General features: G+C 40.2%; 17 protein-coding genes. 4 read left to right on the forward strand and 13 right to left on the reverse strand.

The window, feature by feature from the left end; genetic code table 11:
* The first annotated feature begins 110 nt into the window (after window positions 1-110).
* The gene (gene phnW / locus NH153_RS13925; protein ID WP_063704855.1) at window positions 111-1,205 is read left to right on the forward strand and encodes a 2-aminoethylphosphonate--pyruvate transaminase; all 1,095 of its coding nucleotides are present in this window, start codon (window positions 111-113) and stop codon (window positions 1,203-1,205) included.
* 56 nt (window positions 1,206-1,261) lie between these two features.
* On the opposite strand, the gene NH153_RS13930 is transcribed toward phnW, so the two are convergent.
* From NH153_RS13930 to NH153_RS13960, 7 genes are all read right to left on the reverse strand, one after another.
* Window positions 1,262-1,948, reverse strand: a complete 687-nt coding sequence (locus NH153_RS13930; protein WP_054553070.1) for a UTRA domain-containing protein — start codon at window positions 1,946-1,948, stop codon at window positions 1,262-1,264.
* 64 nt (window positions 1,949-2,012) lie between these two features.
* Window positions 2,013-2,573, reverse strand: coding sequence for an HD domain-containing protein (locus NH153_RS13935; protein ID WP_063704857.1), 561 nt, complete (start codon window positions 2,571-2,573; stop codon window positions 2,013-2,015).
* 12 nt (window positions 2,574-2,585) lie between these two features.
* Complete coding sequence (locus tag NH153_RS13940; RefSeq protein WP_063704860.1) at window positions 2,586-3,980, reverse strand: FAD-dependent oxidoreductase; 1,395 nt, start codon at window positions 3,978-3,980, stop codon at window positions 2,586-2,588.
* Window positions 3,980-4,789, reverse strand: a complete 810-nt coding sequence (gene phnX, locus NH153_RS13945) for a phosphonoacetaldehyde hydrolase (RefSeq protein WP_063704862.1) — start codon at window positions 4,787-4,789, stop codon at window positions 3,980-3,982. The genes NH153_RS13940 and phnX overlap by 1 nt, the downstream gene beginning before the upstream one ends.
* An 11-nt stretch (window positions 4,790-4,800) precedes the next feature.
* The gene (locus NH153_RS13950; RefSeq protein WP_063704865.1) at window positions 4,801-6,114 is read right to left on the reverse strand and encodes a DUF5690 family protein; all 1,314 of its coding nucleotides are present in this window, start codon (window positions 6,112-6,114) and stop codon (window positions 4,801-4,803) included.
* Between the two features lie 48 nt (window positions 6,115-6,162).
* Window positions 6,163-8,976: a TonB-dependent receptor gene (locus NH153_RS13955; RefSeq protein WP_063704867.1), complete on the reverse strand. Its 2,814-nt coding sequence runs from the start codon at window positions 8,974-8,976 to the stop codon at window positions 6,163-6,165.
* A 139-nt stretch (window positions 8,977-9,115) separates the two neighbouring features.
* Window positions 9,116-9,514 carry an ExbD/TolR family protein gene (locus tag NH153_RS13960; RefSeq protein WP_055021032.1) on the reverse strand — a complete coding sequence of 133 codons (399 nt, stop codon included), beginning with the start codon at window positions 9,512-9,514 and terminating at the stop codon, window positions 9,116-9,118.
* Window positions 9,515-9,804: 290 nt separating this feature from the next.
* On the opposite strand from NH153_RS13960, the gene NH153_RS13965 reads away from it, so the two are divergent.
* From NH153_RS13965 to NH153_RS13975, 3 genes are all read left to right on the forward strand, one after another.
* Window positions 9,805-10,782, forward strand: coding sequence for a catalase family peroxidase (locus tag NH153_RS13965; RefSeq protein ID WP_063704869.1), 978 nt, complete (start codon window positions 9,805-9,807; stop codon window positions 10,780-10,782).
* Window positions 10,783-11,035: 253 nt separating this feature from the next.
* Window positions 11,036-12,460 (forward strand): AAA family ATPase, encoded by a 1,425-nt coding sequence (locus tag NH153_RS13970; protein WP_063704871.1) that lies wholly within the window; start codon window positions 11,036-11,038, stop codon window positions 12,458-12,460.
* Window positions 12,457-13,086: an HNH endonuclease gene (locus NH153_RS13975; RefSeq protein ID WP_063704874.1), complete on the forward strand. Its 630-nt coding sequence runs from the start codon at window positions 12,457-12,459 to the stop codon at window positions 13,084-13,086. Before NH153_RS13970 ends, NH153_RS13975 begins: the two co-directional genes overlap by 4 nt.
* A 310-nt stretch (window positions 13,087-13,396) precedes the next feature.
* On the opposite strand, the gene NH153_RS13980 is transcribed toward NH153_RS13975, so the two are convergent.
* The 6 genes from NH153_RS13980 to NH153_RS14005 form a co-directional block, all read right to left on the reverse strand.
* A complete protein-coding gene (locus NH153_RS13980; RefSeq protein WP_063704876.1) occupies window positions 13,397-13,840 on the reverse strand; it encodes a ferritin-like domain-containing protein in 444 nt (147 codons plus the stop codon).
* A gap of 185 nt (window positions 13,841-14,025) precedes the next feature.
* Window positions 14,026-14,964, reverse strand: a complete 939-nt coding sequence (locus NH153_RS13985) for a LysR family transcriptional regulator (RefSeq protein WP_063704880.1) — start codon at window positions 14,962-14,964, stop codon at window positions 14,026-14,028.
* Between the two features lie 16 nt (window positions 14,965-14,980).
* On the reverse strand, window positions 14,981-16,705 hold the full coding sequence (aceK, locus tag NH153_RS13990; protein WP_063704882.1) for a bifunctional isocitrate dehydrogenase kinase/phosphatase: 1,725 nt from the start codon (window positions 16,703-16,705) through the stop codon (window positions 14,981-14,983).
* A gap of 96 nt (window positions 16,706-16,801) precedes the next feature.
* Window positions 16,802-17,281, reverse strand: a complete 480-nt coding sequence (locus NH153_RS13995) for a DUF4124 domain-containing protein (RefSeq protein WP_063704884.1) — start codon at window positions 17,279-17,281, stop codon at window positions 16,802-16,804.
* A gap of 75 nt (window positions 17,282-17,356) precedes the next feature.
* Window positions 17,357-18,850, reverse strand: a complete 1,494-nt coding sequence (locus NH153_RS14000) for a DUF3413 domain-containing protein (protein WP_063704886.1) — start codon at window positions 18,848-18,850, stop codon at window positions 17,357-17,359.
* A 5-nt stretch (window positions 18,851-18,855) separates the two neighbouring features.
* The gene (locus NH153_RS14005) at window positions 18,856-19,068 is read right to left on the reverse strand and encodes a YejL family protein (protein ID WP_036967930.1); all 213 of its coding nucleotides are present in this window, start codon (window positions 19,066-19,068) and stop codon (window positions 18,856-18,858) included.
* Between the last annotated feature and the right edge of the window lie 4 nt (window positions 19,069-19,072).

The following is a 19,072-nucleotide window of genomic DNA, read 5'->3' on the forward strand; positions in this document are numbered from 1 at the left end:
GCAAAGGGCCGTTAGGCCCTTTTTTAATGCAGTCATAAAAACTTCACTTTTTTTATCAACATAAATCCCTAATAATATCTGGACTAGACCAGATTTAGGCGATATTAAAAATGAATGAATACTTACTGTTAACTCCTGGACCATTAACAACATCGGATACTGTAAAACAAGCGATGTTAAAGGATTGGTGTACATGGGATGACGATTATAACTTAGGTGTTGTACAGGCTATTCGCAGCAAACTTGTAACTTTGGCCACTAAAAGTTCTGACTATACGTGCACATTAATGCAGGGCAGTGGCACTGCGAGTGTAGAAAGTGCTTTAGGTAGTTTAGTCGCAAATGAGCATAAGTTATTGATAATAAACAATGGCGCGTATGGTAAACGGATGGCAGAAATTGCCCAGTATTTAGGCATTGACCATTGTGTTTTAAATTACACTGAAACTCAGCTACCAAGCTGTGACGACATTGAAAAAACACTCTTGAGCGATGAAAAAATTAGTCATGTTGCAATGGTGCACTGCGAAACAACGACTGGCATGCTAAACCCAGCAAAGCAAGTTGGCGAACTATTATCACGCCATAACAAAGTGTATATTTTAGACGCTATGAGCAGCTTTGGTGGCGTACCGTTTGACTTAGCAGATTGGCACATTGATGTAATGATAAGCTCATCTAATAAGTGTATTCAAGGTGTTCCAGGTTTTGGTTTTGTTATTTGCAAACGTGACTTAATTGAAGACTCTCAGGGTGTTGCACGTTCGTTGTCACTTGATTTACATGCACAGTGGCAGTGTATGGAGAACAACCAAGGTAAATGGCGTTTCACATCTCCTACACATGTTGTACGCGCATTTCATCAAGCTCTTATTGAATTAGAACAAGAGGGTGGTATTGCAGCACGTCATAAGCGTTATAAAAACAATCAGCAACTCTTAGTGACTGCGATGAGAGATTTAGGTTTTGAAACACTCTTAGATGATAGCTTACATTCACCGATTATCACCTCATTTTATTCTCCAACAGCAAATGGGTATGACTTTAAAGAGTTTTATTTGTTGCTTAAAAACCAAGGGTTTGTGATTTACCCAGGTAAGGTGTCAGATGCTGATTGCTTTAGAATTGGCAATATTGGTCATGTGTTCGAAAACGATATTACACGTTTAATTAAAGCAATATCAAACAGCAGATATTGGTTATAAAGAATGTTCACCCGTGTAAAGGCTTTGTTTAACAAAGCCTTTTTTCATTTATTGCCTTAGTGACCTTCGACAGTCATTTCAATGGCATTATGCAACCAATACTCAATATTGTAATCCACTAAACTTCCTAGTTCATCAAAGCGTTTACGAATAACTTTTAAACAGGGAGTACCACTATTTTTTTGCAATACCTGTGCTACATCGTCAGGAAGGACAGTCACACTAATTGCGCACTGCTCATTGACTACATTTGTTGCGTATTGATTTGCCATTATTTGTGTTATCGAGCCATTTAGGTTGTGCTCAGCAAGGCTATCAAAACGCGCAGCATCACAAAAAATATCTTCAAACATCACTAAGCGCTCATCAAGGCTGCGGGCACGTTGCAAATGGTGTAAAGTTGATGCAGAAAATTCTGCTTTTAAATCATGATTGCTAATTTCTTGATGGCTAATCACTTGGGTATCAGCAACAAAGCCTTGTTGTTTTGCCAGTTCATAAAAGTTTACTTTAGTGGCAGGGTTCCACTTAAGTTTTGTTGGCGTTACAAACCAACCACGGCGCGTTTGGCTATAGATCAATCCTTCAGCTTCTAAACGAAGTAGTGCCTCACGGACTGTAATACGGGTCGAGTTAAATTGTTCTTGTAACAAACGCTCAGAAGGGAGCTTGTCACCCGTGTTCAGAGTCCCTTCGCTTAGTAATTGATGTATGTAATTTCTGATTTGTTGATATAAAAGCATACCGTGCCTTTTTGCTAAATACAGCTTTAGCTTAACTGATAATAAAAGGATTTATAACGTTTGATTATGAAATTAAATAGTTATCTAAGTAATCTAGCCAAAAAGAAAGTGGTTCAATATGCATATTTGGATCTTTTGCACAGTCGTCAAGTTCTCTTAATTGTAAAATTTCTTCAAAATATGGCTGGGCTGCAAATTGATTAGCTTGTTGTAACGACAAAGGGCCACCTTGTTGTTGCAAGGTGAGTGTACTGGCAGGCGAAAGTGTTTGCTCATAACCAGCATTCTTTGCGACTAAAAAGCGTTTAGCTTGAACATGTTGAGAAACCATGGCAACGACAGCAGCATTAAAGTTATTTTCTTTTAAAAAAATTGCGCCAAGCTCGCAGTGATTCACATATCCTTGCTTGGTCATCGTGAGATTTTGCTGCTGTGCGATTAAATGCCCAATATCATGTAAAAATGCAGCAACGACAGTATCAGCGCTTAATTTTTGCTGCAATGCAAGCCCAGCGCACTGGGCTGCATGAGAATACTGAGTACAAATTTCGTCATAGTGTTGGTAACCAAACTGCTCAAATAAATAACGGATCTGTGTAATTGTTGGTTGGTGTGTAATGGTCATCTTAAAAAAGCTCTACGATTTCATATCAACTTTTCCTGCGCTGCCTATGAAGCTGGCAAGATACGTATCTATTTGATTTACATGGGTGTTGTTGTCTTCTGCTCGTTCTTTACGACGAATTGCATTACGAATTAGGTAAGCGCCGACAGTTCGAAAGGGCTCAACTACAAAGTTGTCTAATGCTTGATTTACAAGGCCACAGTGTTGCCAAACAGGTGCATTTTTTAAGATTAAAGCACACAGAATATTAGCCCCTAAAAAAGACTGTACGACGCCATTACCAGAATAACCCCCGGCGTAGATAACGTTTGCTTGATTATTCAAATGTCCAAAAAACGGGAAGCCAGTGACACTTCGGTCAGAAGGGCCTGTCCAAGTTCGATCAATTTCAAAATTATGGTTAGGGAAAAAGTGTGATAAAGAGTTATTTAATAGCGTTTGATAGCGACTCGGCTGCTCAAATTTATCACTCATTCTGTTTGCGAAGCTAAAATAATTTCCGCCTTTGCCTAGCATTAATCGACCATCAGTAGTGGTGCGGTAATAGTTTACAAAAATACGGGAGTCTATTATTGCAGCGCCATGATTGAGACTTAAATGCGCAAGGGTTTCAGGCATCGGTTTAGTAATTGCCATATCGCTTGAAACCAGCACGATATTGCGTTGAAACTGCGGTTTTAGGGTAGGGAGCCACGCATTAACGGCAAATACAAGATGATTAGCACAAATATTACCTTGGTTTGTTTCAACATTTAGAGGGGACTGTCCGCTATGTGCTTTGTACTGGCACTGTTCAATAATTTTAACGCCTAAACTTTCAGCGACCTGTTTTAAACCACGAACTAATTTTGCCGGCTGAATACTACCACCATGAGGTGAATAATGACCGCTAATATTGGCGGCTGACCCTGTATTGATGAGTGTTTGAGTATCACAGTGTTGCCACGCATTAAGATTATTATCCTCAAGCATTTTTATTGCGGGGGTTAACAAGTGCTTTTGTGCTTCATTTGAGGCGGTGTAATAACAGCCATCAATTCGACAATCGCAGTCGATACCGTGCTGACGAACAAACTCTGCAATTTGATGAACCGCTGACTCAGACTCTTTGACTAAAAACAGTGCCTTTTCGAGACCAACTAACTTACTTAAACTGGGCAGCTTAGTTGACCAAGTTAACATTGCACCGCCATTTCTCCCTGATGCGCCTTGCCCGCAAAAGCCTTTTTCAATGATGGTAACTTTTAAATTAGCTTGTTGCTGCTTGAGTTTGATAGCAGTCCAAAGACCAGTAAAGCCACCACCTATGATACATACATCGCAATGGTGCTTTGTAGGTAATGAAAGAGGAAGCGCATAGGCTTCCTCTTGCATTGCGTTATCAAACCAAAAAGGTTGAAACTGCATTATGGGCGCTCCCCTCGGCTTAGCTTGGCATCAATCTCCATCAAAACAGTTTCAATATCAGCCAGCGAGTCAACCACGAAATGCGCACCTGCAGAGTACAAGCTTTGGTAAGCTTGACGTGTCAGTTGCTGCTTTTGTTCAGCACTACAAGCTTGCCACTCTTGTTCTGTTAAGCCGACAGCATTACCGCTTAATGCGAGGCCAATTGTCCACATTCCGGCATTCAAACCTTCTTCGATGCCGGGGGCAGAGTCATCAATTTTTATACAGTTAGCGACTTTTTTAATGCCTAAAGCATTTACATTTTCAAGAGCCATCCAAGGGCCAGGGCGAGAGCCGGCTTTAAGGTCATCACTTGCTACCCAATGATCCGGTTGATAACCATAGTCTGCAGCGGCACTGACTAACACTTCCATAACTTGGCGAGGGTATCCCGAACAACTGCCTACTTTGATGTCTTGCTGTTTTAAGCGATTGATCACGTCAAGCGCACCAGGAATAGGCATTGCTCTGTCTGCTACTTTTGCTTTTTGCAATGGCATAAAAGTTTGATAGATGTGATCAATATCTGCTTCTGACATTGCTCGGCCAAACTGAGAGTGCCAGCGTGAAGCAACTGACTCCAACTTTCCAAGTGTGGCAATGTGATCCCATTTTCCCATACCCATTGGAATACGCGCTTCTGCAAGTGAAATCTCAAACTCATAAGCTTGTTTAAATGCTTCAACAAAAATGGTGGTGGGGGCAACTGAGCCATAATCTACGACAGTTCCAGCCCAATCTAAAATGATAGCTTCTATGTTTTTCATAAGATTCTCTTTTAATTGTTACAGGTCACAACCTGTTTTGAGTGATGAGTTCGAATAGGGGACAAACGTACTGTGAAATAACACAGTGAACATGCAACTAAAGCGGCGGCTACAATGCCAACTAAGTAACAAGCGTTAATAAAGAAGTTAAGCCAACTTAGCTCAGGCATCGCAAATGTTCTGTACAGTAAAATACTGACAGAGCCAAGGTAGCCTGCAGAATCAGCAAGATAAATTAAAAAACCAGCATTAGCGACGGAGCCAACGGCTGAAATCATTCGGTCAAATAGAAAACAGTTATACGGGATGTAACTGATATAGAGACCTGAACCAAGTAATACCATCCACGCTTTTGCGGATATCAAGTTAGCTTCAAAAGCAAAGGTACTCGACAATAACAAAGCGGCACCGAATAAAATAAAGCCGTGATTGACATAAAATGCGGTTTTGTTGTTTTTTACCAAAACCATCGCACCTAATGCGATAAGGACAATAAATGACATTCTGATCCCCGCGTAGGCGAAAATGGCAGGTTCTTCACCATGGCCAAGAGCTTGCCAAATTTCAGCTGCAAAATTGTCACGGAAATCACGAAAACCAGTAAACAGCATAAAGCTTAGAATGAGACAGCTAATACCAAACCAATATTGTTTAAAAAATTGCCAACGGGCTTTGCCATCCATAGGTAAGCGTTTTTGTCTTGCTTGTTCGTCTTCTATTGTTGGTTCTGGAATAAGGGTTAAGCATTTAACACTAAACAATAGTAGCGGGAAAAATAGCGCACCTGTTGCTGCAGGCATCCATAGCTCAGGTACATTTAGTGTATCAATAAGCCATTTACCTACACTGCGAACAAGCCCTGACGCCAATATAAAAGTAACACTCAAAATAGCGCCTAGAATTTCACTGGTTTTTCTTCCTTCAAGAAAACTAAAAACAAGTCCCCAAATCATGCCTAGTGAGAGGCCATTAAAAAATAGCCAAATAACGTTTAACCCAATCGGAGTGATAGCAAATAACACCAGCGATATTTCTGCAGCGGCAATAAGGCCAATAATTGTTAAACCTCGTTGCTGATGCTGCATTTCTGAAATAACTTTTATGCCAATAAATTTGGCGCATAAATAGCCAAAAACTTGCGCCAAAATAAGAGCAATTTTAAAGCTTACCTGCCAACTCGGATCGTCGAATTCAGTGTAACTATTTGCAGTGAATGGCTTACGAAATGCGTACATAGAAAAGTAAGTGAGAAATGCAGCACTGGCTGCAAATAACACAAAACCGGTTCCTTGCGCACGTTTAAGCCAATTAGGGTGTGAAAACATTAGGTATCCTTTGCGGGGCAATGGCCCCGCATACAACTCAAAGACTGATTAGAACTGATAATTAATGCCAACCATGCCGCGTACACCGTAGTACTCTACTTGTAGAGGACGGCTTTCATCGCCTAGGTAGTATTTAAGAGGCTCGTTGGTTAAGTTATTCAGTTCGAGGTAGACTAATGCGTTTTCATTAAGCTGATATGACGTCGTAAAATCAACGCTGGTATTGTCGCCATAATAGCTGTCAAATTGTTTGCTGCTGCCATGCTCTTCAATGTATTCACCTTTGAAGTTAACGGCTAATCGAGCTGCAAAATGCGTATTATCGTAATACACCGTAAAGTTGTAGAGACTATCTGCTTGGCGAGGAATTGAGACTTTGTCTGCGCGATCAGGAATCGTCATTTCTGAATCCATGAAGGTTGCATTAGCCATGATGCCAAAGTTATCAAGTTCTGGTGCAATAAAACCTAAATCACGATTGAACGCGACCTCTAGGCCAGCAAGCCATGCGCTATCACCATTTTCAGGGCGAATAATATTAACCCCAGTGTTATTGCCGAACTCTCCTATAGAGCTACTTTGAAAAATAGGATCGGTAATATCTTTATAAAATACCCCCAGAGAAACTAACCCTAAGCGGTCAAAGAAGTATTCAGCCATTAAGTCGACATTATTTGAATAAGTCGGCTCTAAATTTGGGTTACCAGAAGTTAATTCGTTGTCTGCTTCTAAGTAAGTCGCCCCTGGCGTTAATGAGCCAAAGTCAGGACGAGCAAAAGAGCGAGTTAATGCAAGTCGATAATTGGTTTGGCTGTTAGGGTGGTAGGTTAAATGCAATGCAGGTAACACAGACAAGTAGTCATTGTTTGCTTTAACGCTTTCGACTTTATCTTCATCTGCAAGGTAAATATAACCGTCAACTTCGGTGTCTGTTTGAGTTAAACGAAGACCTGTTAGCATTTCCCAATTAGCGTTAATGGTATATGTTGCCATACCATATAAAGATGCATGTTGTTCATTAACATCAAAGTTTCTGCCAAGTGCTCCACCATTTTCGATTAAAGCAGATTCACTCTTATCAAGGACAAACTTGTCTTTATTTTTATTCCAAAAATTTGCTAAATCATCAGTACTAGCAACTTGCGAAAACTGACTTTGATAATCGTAAGAAAGCTCGCTTAAATAGTCACTTCGGCCCGGTTGGTCCGCTAATGTAAAATCACTCAGAGTAGGGGCTGCGCCATAGTTTTCAGTATCCCATGCATAAAATTCATCACTGAACCTAGCAACGCGTTCTTTATCGCGGTATTTTGCACCTACTTTAACAATAAGGTCGCTGTTGAGTTGCCACTCAAAGTCTAAAGCGGCAACAATTTTATCTTTTTCATTCACCTTAATTTTATATAGTTCGACCCACGATAAGCCCATTTGGCTTGGATCAAACGAAAAGCCACTTGGTAGGTGAGTACTGATTTGGTCCCATGGATCTGAGCCACCATCAATCGTGTTATAAGCGTAGTTTTTGCCTGTATCTCTGTCTTCAAGGCCTTCGTAACCGACATTTTTTTGGTCAAATCGAACTACAAAATAACTGTTATCTTCGCTGTTAGGCGTGTTGCCATACCTAAATTCGTTTTCATAGCTAGATAAAGACCAATTTAATGTTTTGTCGTAACCAAAGAAATGCTCACCAGCAAACTCAAAGCCAGTCATTTCTGTTATGAGCTCATTTCTTATATGTTGTAGTTCTGCTCTGTCTTTATCAAAACGCATACGATGCTTATAGTGCGTTTCATCGTCGATTAGTGTGCCGTACATGGCACTCGCACTAATATTGCCTTGTTCAAGCTGGTATTCAACAGAACCATTTAAACCGTAAGTTTCACGAGTTCCGGTGTAATCTCTTAGCTCTAAACGATAAATTCCTAAACCATCATTTCCTCGACGTGGTTCAAAGTTATCTGTTGCCCAGTCGCGTTGCCAAGCTGTTGCGTTAATTAAAAAACCTAATTTGTCATCTAAGATGCGATCGCCATAAAGTAAGTTGGCAGAGTAGTTATTGCCATCAGCTAGTTCATTTTGACCGAGTGCTAAATTGGCATTAAATACAAAATCATCAGGTGCTTTTTTGGTTATAAAGTTAACGTTACCACCAATAGCATCTCCCTCCATTTCTGGCGTTAATGCTTTTGATACCTCTACAAATTCAATAAGCTCACTCGGGAAAAAGTCAAACGCAGTGGCGCGGCTGGTGGTTTCTTCTTCTGCAGTTGGTAATCGGTTGCCATTGATAGTTGCAGAGCTCCACTGAGCAGGTAAGCCGCGAACAGCAACAAATCGGCCTTCGCCTTGATCGCGCTCTATTGAAACACCAGGGATGCGTTGAACTGCTTCAGCTGCGTTACGGTCTGGCAACTTACCAATGCCATCAGCCGAAATAACATTTTTAATATTTTTAGCATTCTTTTGGCTATTGGCCGCAGCCATTTCACCACGTTGAATTTGACCAACAGCAACGACTTCTTCAATGGTGTTAGTTGAATTATCCATCACAATAGGAGACAGTAATTTAACCTCATTGTTGCTTATCTCAACATCAACAATCTGGCTGCTATAACCCATATACGAAACTTCAAGTTGGTAGCGACCTGCATCTAATTTAGCAAGCTCAAACTTACCATCATAATCAGTCACTGTTGATTGATTTGTGCCAACGACTTTAACCAAAGCACCTGGCAAGCGATTACTATGATCTGTGATAGAGCCTTGAATTTTTGCATCAGTGGCAAAAGCGCTATGCGCTGATAAAAATGGGTAGCTGCACAAAAAAACAGCTGTGCTGAGTGTACGTCGTTTAATCATCTGTTGAGCCTCTTATTTTTAAATTTATCTGGACTAGACCAGATTTGTTGCAGACAATCATAGAGAGGCTTTTTTACAAATATGTGACGGTTTTTTATTTTTAATATTAAAAAAGGGTCAAATGACCCTTTGAGATAAGTTATAAAGAGGTGCTTATAGAAATTGGCACATCTTGATATTGTTTTATTTTATCAAGCAAGGTGACTAAGGTTTTGTGGCTGCTTTGCTCACTTGCGGTTACTTGCACATTGGTCATTTCAAACTGTGCAGCAAATAACGCAAGGTTAGCGATTATTTGCTCTGGTGTGATAAGCCGGTTTGCAAAATAAATACTGTCGTTTTCAGTGATAGTGAATTGCGCTTGTTTTTTAGGGTTTTCAAGGCTTGGTTTTGCTAAAGGGCGATTCACTTCAATAGCGCGCTCTTTAACAAACGAGGTTGTGACGATAAAGAATATAAGCAAGATAAACACAATATCAAGCATAGGGGTCATATCTACATCAGCGTTTGCAGTGGTTTTTTTATGTTGTTTCACCATAATTAGGTCCTTGTTGTTTTGACCAAGCCACAAAATTTACGATTAAGTGGACTAGCCATAGTCGTGATTAATACCACGGATTATTTTTAAAATGCTGGGCGCCACAGCAGTTTTTCGGATCCTAAATTTAACGTTAGCAGCTTTTAAAAAAATGGTAGTTAAATAAATATTCTAAGTTTATTAAATGTTTGTAGCGTTTTTGTTGGTAAAAAATATTTATTAGCTTTGATGAAATCATTTCGAAGTGTATCTGGTCACTTTTGTTGGAACTAAGTTTAAAGGATGGATAAATGAAAAAAGTTACGTCTTTAGTTTGTGCAATGTGTCTTGTTTTACCGACAGCAAGTTTTGCTGAGCAATCAGTAAACGGGCAAGATTTTATTAATTTATTTGAAAAGCTGTCAGGAAAACAACCAGGCTACAGAAAAGGTCACGCCAAAGGGGTGTGCGCTGTCGGCACATTTACACCTAATCAAGCTGCAAAGCAGTATTCAATTAGCCCTTTATTTAATGCGCCATCAAAAGCAAATATTCGTTTTTCTATGGGCGGTGGTAACCCTCACGCTGATGAAACATCTCGTGCCCCACGAGGAATGGGGGTGCAGTTTGTGCTAGAAAATGGTGATGTACACAATATTGCAGGGCTAAGTACGCCAGTATTTGCAGGCAACAGCCCAGAAGCGTTTTTCGGTTTACTAAGTACCTTATTACCGGACGAGAAAACAGGGCAAATCGATTTTGCAAAAGTAAAAGCATACAGAGAGCAAAACCCGAGTACCTTAGGGCAATTTAATTGGCTACAAAGCCATAACCCGCCAGCATCGTATGTGTCTTCGCGTTATTTTGGTGTGCATACCTTTTACATGGTTGATGAAAAGGGCGCTAAACATGCCTTTAGATGGACCATGGTGCCAGAAGAGCCAGAACAGGTGCTAACAGAAGAGCAAATGAAAACCTTCCCTAAATCTTTTCTGGCTAAGCGACTTGAAGAAGATTTAGCAAAAGGGAAGGTGCATTATCGTTTTCAAGCTGAATTAGCTGAGCCGGGTGATACATTAACTGACCCTTCAGTTCGCTGGCCTGCGGATCGCAAAACAATTGAATTAGGAAAGCTCACCATAGAATCGACAGGTGAATCAGGTTGCGACCTCACAAATTATGACCCAAACCTGTTGTCTAAAGGCTTTATGCCAAGTGATGACAAAGTACTTAAATTACGCTCAACAGCCTATGCAATTTCATTTGCGAAGCGTTTAACGGGGCAATAAATCTTAAGTATCTGTCAGGTCTGATTAAAAGGAATTAATAAACCTGACAGGTGTGTACGAGCGAGAAGCAGACTGAAAGATAAACTCGTTTTTGGACAAAAGCGTGTTAGCGACTTTACTAGTTTAGTTCATGACGAATAACTAGAAGTATGGCTAACGTAAAATTGACTGCCAACATGCCTCAACAACTATACTTACTAACTTATATGTGAGAAATTCCATATTAATACAATCGGATAGTGTGGATAATCACATGGGATTCAGAGTTAATACCATCGCAAATCATGAGCTTTGGCATTTGGGCTCAACTGAAGAGAACGCTTTTACTGTAATAATAGGAAATAATGGGTGTGGAAAAACGCAGCTATTAGTTGATACTTGTGCTTATTATCAAGAAATGTACTCTCAGTTGCTCAATAGCGACAAGCCTAACGTAGCTACAGCAGTCCGTGATGTAAATGAATATTCTGCTCAGTGGAGTCTATTAGGAGAAAGGTTCGGCCTTCCTTTACCAAAAAAATTGATTGCAGCGTCAACGAGTCAATTTGAAAAGTTCCAACAAAGATGGAAGAACAAAAAGGACATTCAACAAAACGGGTTTTATGCCTACGTAGGTTCTAAACCTTATTCACCATTTCAAGCACCTTCAACACGTATCGCGTCGAAAGCAATTCAACAATTATTGGGCAATGAAAAATTTGAAACGAGAAAACTTGTTGCGTTAACAAATTTCCTGCATAAGTTCGATTTTGGTGGTTTATTGCGTTTGCGTTTTAATGTGGCTATTTCTAGCGATGACTTTACAAATTTGCAAAATGGCCAACAATTACAGCCAAAAACAGCTCTGATACTGAAGGAAGCCCTAGAAGAATATGAACAAGAAGAAATCCTTGGGCTAATCCAATATTGTGAAGAAATCTACAAAGAACCAGAATTCCTTCTTTCTTTAGATCGCAATGTTTTTACATTAAAACACTTAAGAAAACACGAAGAGATCTTTTCTGGCGTTGACATTGATCGTCATGTGGTTTCAACGCTGCTTAGGGCTGGACTTATTGAGCTAGAAAATCTTGAGACAGTTCGTCACACAAAAAGTCCCTCAAATTATGTAGACGATCTTGATATATCAGATGTACCTCTGACGGGCTTAGCTAAGCGTAGTTCTGGCGAGCAATGCTTGTTCCTGCTCTTTTTGGGTATTATTTCTTCTATAGAAGATGATGCACTGATCTGCATCGATGAACCTGAAATCAGCCTTCATCCGCAATGGCAAGAGAAGTTTGTAGAAATTCTTAGGGACTCATTTTCAGGCTATCAAGGGTGCCATTTTCTTATCGCAACGCACTCTCCCTTAATTGTATCAGACATCTCCGCTTCAAATAGTTGCGTGTACGATATGGTTAATCGCAAGTTAATTGATGCTCGCCCTCATAAAGAGCGCTCTGCAGATTATCAGTTGGCGACGTTGTTCCATAATCCAGGCAATAACAATGAATATTTGATTACTCAAATTATTGAGGTCTTGGATTCTGTCTGTAAGACAGAAAACCCTTCCGAAGAAGCGTTAATAACTGCGAATTGGCTATTGAGCTTTGAATCTCAATTGGAAGAACACGATAAAGTCAGAGTCTTACTGGGAATTATGCGCTCAACTTTGTTGGCAGGAGGGTATCTATGACCCCTTTTGTTCTGAACGAAGATGACGAAGCGATCATCACAAGCGTGTTGGAAAAAAACTTATCCCCTAATGAAAAATGGGCGGATCCTGCGGTGACAGAACTCAAAACTAGAATGAAACGACATTACATCGAACAGCAAGAATATTGCTGTGCTTATTGTAAGGTTCACAAACCTTCCTTGCATGGTGGGGATTGGGATTTAGAACATATCATGCACAAAAACAATTTTGATAAGTGGATGTTTCACCCAGAGAACCTCTGTGTCTCCTGTAAAGAATGTAATGGATACAAAGGTACATCGTTAATTACCAAATCCCCTACTTATAACAAATTCCCCACTCGGTCATCGAATTACACTATCGTCCATGCACACTACGATAGGTACGAAGACCACATCACCGCACTGGTGCCTGGAATAACCTATAGGTATAAGGGGGACAAGCATGGTAAAGGATGGAAAACCATCGAAGTGTGTGGGTTGTTACGCTACCACGAAGAGGGAGGCCGAACACAGGTTGACCCAATCATCCAAGCTGTATTGCGTTTAGCTGCTGATGACCAGAGACAAGAAAACTTACAGCTTGCCATCGAAATGTTACAAGGCAAAATCAACGCACTAAGTTAGTCTGAGTTGCACTCTTAACTGATTGTATCCGAAAAGTTGTTTGGTATTAAAAAATCTATGAAAAACTCTTGAAGTTAAACGGGGCGCATTTACTTTCTCCAGCACGAAATGGGGCAAAAACGAGTTGTGCTTGATGGACAGTAATTGGCACTTAGCCGAACTTCGGCAAAGAACGTACTTCGAATGGTAAATTAATTCCTAGTTGTATGTCTAATGAAGTTACAACCAAGAGGCTAAATCTAGATAAAAAATAAACAGTTCATATAAACAGATAAAAGCCCAGCTTAACTGGGCTTTGCACTCTCACAATTTAATGCTTTTTCATTTTACTCATTTCAGCATGACAACTTTGAATTGTCAGCAGGGTTTTTGATAACGCGGCTTCACAATCATGGGGTTGTGGTTTTTTTAGCGCATGTTTGATTTCTGCTAGTGTTTTATCTTCAACTTCTTCAAGTTCGCTAACATAGGTGGCGTTTTTGTCGGCACCGAGTTTGGTAATTAGCGATGTATAGGCTTTACGCGCTTCTACAGCAAAATCAGAGCCATTTTCTCTGTGGCCTGTTTCATTAATAGCATAGGGCTGTAAGCGCTCGATACTGACTTTGCGGGCATCTATCATGCGTTGAAATAAGGCAATAATGCTTGGGTCGGTTACTTTTTCCTGAGCTTTTTCATAAAAATCGATACCGCTATTCATAACTTGAATGATATCTGCAATATGATGAACGTCGTGTCCTTGATGAGTATTCATAATGACCTCTTTTTGAATATTAAAAACAATGCAATAAGTTACTTGCAAAGCATATTCCAGTTCATTACTTAAATATAAAGTTATTATATTTCATGCGGTTATGGATTTTTAACCGGAGGGGGATGCTGATAAGCTAAGTTAACGCTTGGCCTATCAGCAATAATTACAATCTGGTTGGTAAAATCTTACTTAAGCTCTTCGGCTACTTCAGCAACCTTTTGGCGTAACCAAATATGGCTTGCATCACGATGTAATAGCGGGCTCCAAATCATATCTAGCTCAAATGGCGGAATAGGGAATGGCGGCTCAAGAATTTTAAGGCCTGGATCGTCTAAATAAATATTCGCCGCTTTTGAAGGCAGCGTTGCAACCAAGTTTTGCTCTTTCGCTAAGTGAATGGCTACGTGGTAATTACGAGTAAACGTGGCAATATTACGGTGTTTGCCAAAGTGAGCGAGCGCCTCATCGACCCAACCTAGTTTTTGCACATCTTTAGGGTCCATGCCCACACCTACACCAAACCCGGTTTTACTTACCCAAATATGGCGCGCTTTTAAATAGCTATCTAGGCTAAATTCTTTGATGATTGGGTTATCTGCTTTTACTAGGCAACAAAAGCTGTCTTTCCAAATCTGTTTGTAGTGAAACGATTGCGGTAAGTTTTCGAAGCGGTTGATAGCCATATCCACTTTACCGTTTTCTACGTCGTGGAAGGTGACATCACTGGGGGTCAAAATATCGAGTGTGGTATCGGGGGCTTCTTCGTGTAATTTACTTAACAAGCGTGGGGCAAGGGTACTTGCTGCATAGTCACTGGCCATGATACGAAAAACACGTTTACTTTGTGATGCTTCAAACTCGCGATTTGGGGCAAGTGTTTCTTCAAGGGTCATTAAAATGCCACGGATCACCGGCTGAAGCTCTTTTGCACGCTCCGTTGGTACCATACCTTCACTGGTACGCACTAAAATAGGGTCGTTAAATAAATTACGGAGTCTTTTTAGGCCATTACTCATGGCAGGTTGGGTAATGCTTAGCTGGTTAGCAGCTTTAGTGACATTACATTCCCTTAGTAAAGTATCTAGGTAAACAAGTAAGTTTAAATCTATTTTACTTATATTCATTGTGTGTCCTTGGTGTTTACCAATAATGGATAAATCGTTGTGCAGCAGGGTATGGATAAATGTGGCTAACTACACCTTGCTTATAATTGTATTGTGCTTGTCGCCAATAAGCTGGATCTTCAAGCTCTGGGTGTGTACTCAATAAGTATTGCTTATACACCGGGTTTGCCGTCACAAAGGTACATAATTGCTCTGGAAACACATCTTGTGGTGCCACAGAGTAGCTTTGCTCATTGGTTAAGTAATCATCGTACGACTTGGCTTTTGGTAAGGCCCTAAAGTTCATGTCAGTTAGGTATTGAACCTCATCATAGTCATAAAAGATAACGCGATTATGTTTACTTACCCCAAAGTTTTTTAACAGCATGTCGCCTGGGAAAATATTAACGGCGATCATTTCTTTTAATGCTTGGCCGTATTCTTCTATCGCCTCAAACGCTTGTTGCTCACTGGCATTTTCAAGATACAGATTTAACGGTGTCATGCGTCTTTCAATATACAAATGCTTGATGATTAGCCATTCGCCTTCAATAATCATCGAAGAGCCAATCGTTTTATGTAACTCTGCAAGCAATTTACTATCAAATCGAGCCAGTGGAAATACGACGTTCGAATACTCTATGGTGTCGGCCATGCGGCCAACACGGTCATGGCTTTTTACTAATTGGTAGCGTTTTAATACGGTATCACGGCCAAAAGGTTTGCTTTCACCAAAGGTGTCTTTAATCACTTTAAATACATAGCCAAACGAAGGCAGGGTAAATACCATCATCACCATCCCCGGTGTACCAGGGGCAATAACGAGCTGATCATTTGAATGATCTAAATGACTTAAAAACTCTCGGTAAAACTCGGTCTTACCTTGTTTATGAAAGCCTATTGCGTTGTAAAGCTCAGCCAGTGTTTTATTTGGCATAAGTTGATTTAAAAAGCGCACTAACGCAGATGGCGCATGGGTTTCAACCATAAAGTAAGCACGCGCAAAACCAAAGATAACCCGCATTTGCGATGATTTGGTAAGTAGGGCATCAAGGTATAGCCCTTTGTCTTCATGATGCAACACCGCAATAATAAATGGCTGTATACCACTTTCTGACACCACGCGACCAACAATATAAGCGGCTTTGTTACGATAAAACGGCGCTTGCAGTATATCAAAGCGCATTTGCCATGCTTGATGATGTGTATCGGGGGCTTGTTTATAAAACGCCTTAACGAGTAAACGAATATCGCGTTCTAAATCAACAAAGGGCGCTTTAAAATCAAACTGATTTATAATTTTGCGTATGGTCGGTCTTAAACCATCAACAACGGGGTGATAACTGCGGTACTCTGCCTCCATAGGCAGTGCAGGCGCATCTGCAAGTGTTGCTTTGACAAAGATAAAGTCATTGTGAAAATAGCGACGGTGGAATAAACGACAAAAAACAGAGTTGTAAAAGGTTTCGGCAAGTTCTGCTTGAGGGTGAAAACGCAAAAATTGCTGATAGAGCTGTTTGGTTTCGAGCCAGCAGGTTTGGTCTAAGGTAATAATTTGCTGTTCATTAAGCGATTTGAGCTTAGCAATGGTTTCGTTAACCCGATCATCGTAATGGCTAATTCTTAGCTTACTTATCTCATTAATCTTTTGCCAATCACGCTGTGCAAACGCTGAGGGAGCTTTGGCGGTAATCGCTTGAAAGAGTTTATAGTGATTGCGAAACCCAGATAAAATTAATTCTGCAATGTGTTGTGGCTGCATATAAACTCCTTCTGCCAATCATAACGATATAGAGCAATAACTCTATTGGTGTTAAGAATATGTTATTTATTCTTCAAACCCAATAGTAAAGTGCATTTAATTATAGCGAGCGAGTTTTTTCTCAAGATTTGCGAGTTTTTTATTAACGCTTTTCACGTCGCGCCCGTATTGCTTATTAATCGCTTTAAGTTGCTTGTTGATGTCTTTACTAATTTGCTTAGCTTCTTTGTCAGATAAAATTCGATTTAAGCGCTGTTCTTGTTGATATTGGGCTCTATCGCGTTCGCGGCTTAAAATATCTAAACGATACTTATAGCTACGTATTTCAGCTTCGAGGTTTCTGATAATTTGCTGGCGCTCAAGCTCGTTGAGCTCTTTAACAAAGTTTTGCGGTGCTTGTAAGTCTGGGTCGGTTACTTGAATTTTATGTTTGGTAGCACGGCTACCACAGGGGAACTCACTAAATACCGTGCCTCTGTCTGTGACACATTTATAGTATTCTGTGCTGGCAGCGTTTGAGGTGTTAGTAAAACAAAGTAGAACTATTGATATTAGATAAATGATTATGGCTTTCATGACGTCCGTGTCTCCTAATCAAATAAGGTGTCTAATATCTAAAGCTAGCTCGAAATAATGATTTATCAATAAGAGCTAGGGCGTATATCGCTTCAGCTTTTTAATGCTTTGCACTAAGAACGGAATATCGAGCCCTTGTTCAATGGCAAAGCCTTGTGCTGCTGAAATGTTTTTAAAGTTACCATCTGAATCAATCAGGGTAATTCTGTCTTTTTTAAATGCGATGAACACATTTTGCGAGTAATTAACACCTGTGTCGTCGTGGCGCTTGTATAAGTTACTGCCTAACATGCTTTGTTTAGCAAGGGTTTTGCAGCCTAAATAATGGCCAACGCTGGTGGCGATAATATCGCTTGGCTGAATAAGGCCTTCGGTTTGCACAACTTTTTTATCTGAGCTGTATAAACGTGAGGCTGTAACAATACCGTTGCTTTGTTTAGCAAGGCTAAAGGCAAACACGGCATTGGCAGATCCGCGCGCTTTTGTTGTTGCGTCTGCACGTACAAGACGTACAGCAGGATTTGCGTCGTCGTTATTTATAAATTCAAATTGTTCAAAGCCATTAATTTGAATTGAACGATTATCTGCAAGCCAAACAGGCAGTTGCTGCTTATCTAAAATAGGTGCTTTGTAAAATGCTGGTAGGCCATACACTATGCTAAATAAGGTGTCTTCGGCTTCAACTGGTTGTAAGAACAAATCAGTTTTACGTAGCGCAGGTTCAGTAGCAACAAATTGCTCAAGAGCTGCATTGTTTTCAAACACTAAAATATCAATCGTGGCACTTGACTCAGCTTTACATTCAGCAAGTGGAGTGGGTGCTAAGTAATCAATATTATGTGGGTCTAGTCTGACATCGTGTGCTTCTTTATAACTTTCGATATCAAGCAAATCGTTTTTAGCTAATAAGCTTTTTGCCGTTGTAGGGTATGACAAAGGCAATACGTTATCTTGTTTTGTGATATCAAATTTTAAATTAGCATCAGCCCAAATATGAATACTGTGGCTAAGTGCAAAGCACAATAAAATAGTGCTAGTTGCATAACGCGGGAACTTATATTGCTTTAAGCGCGCTAAGTGGTGCCACGTGTAATTACTGACTAATAATTGGAACGCTAAAATTAGCAGCACAATGCCGCCAGCGAGAATCGTTGTTAATGCAGGTGAGCTAGTTAAGCGGTGCCACAATAAAGAAACAATTTCGGGCAGGGCAGATGTATTTAAGTGATAACCCAAGTTGAAATACACATAGGCATCAAGCGTTAACAATGATGCCCCAAGGGTGGCAATAATAGCGGCCATCCCTCGGATATGCCGAGGGTATGGAAACACTAAGCTTAATGGAAATATCGTTAAAACAAAGGCAATAAAAGTAATAAAGCTGGTGTGACTTAACCAGGTCACGAGCATGTATACATAGCCCATGAAGGTAGTCGGTGCACTGTCTGCAACCAAGTAGCTTAAGCTAATAAATAGCACTAAACCTATGTTTGCAAAGGTGAACCAATGGCCCCAACTTAAAAGCTGACTTACTTTTGAAGAAAACTGACTTTGTTGCGATAAATTCATAAATCTTATTTAACCGACTGTGCTAATGCTTTTGCAAAGTTGTCGGCAACAGCTTGTCTTTTCTCTGATGGTACATGCTCTTTTAAAATATGCGTGATAGAATTTCCTAAACACATAAGGCTTAAATCAACAGGCGCTTTGTGCTCTGTTAGTACATCAATCAGCTGATCAACGATTTGTTCTACTTGCTCATTAGAATATTTTGATATGATAGGCATCAGT

The organism is Pseudoalteromonas gelatinilytica (assembly GCF_001641615.1).
Lineage (GTDB): Bacteria > Pseudomonadota > Gammaproteobacteria > Enterobacterales > Alteromonadaceae > Pseudoalteromonas > Pseudoalteromonas gelatinilytica.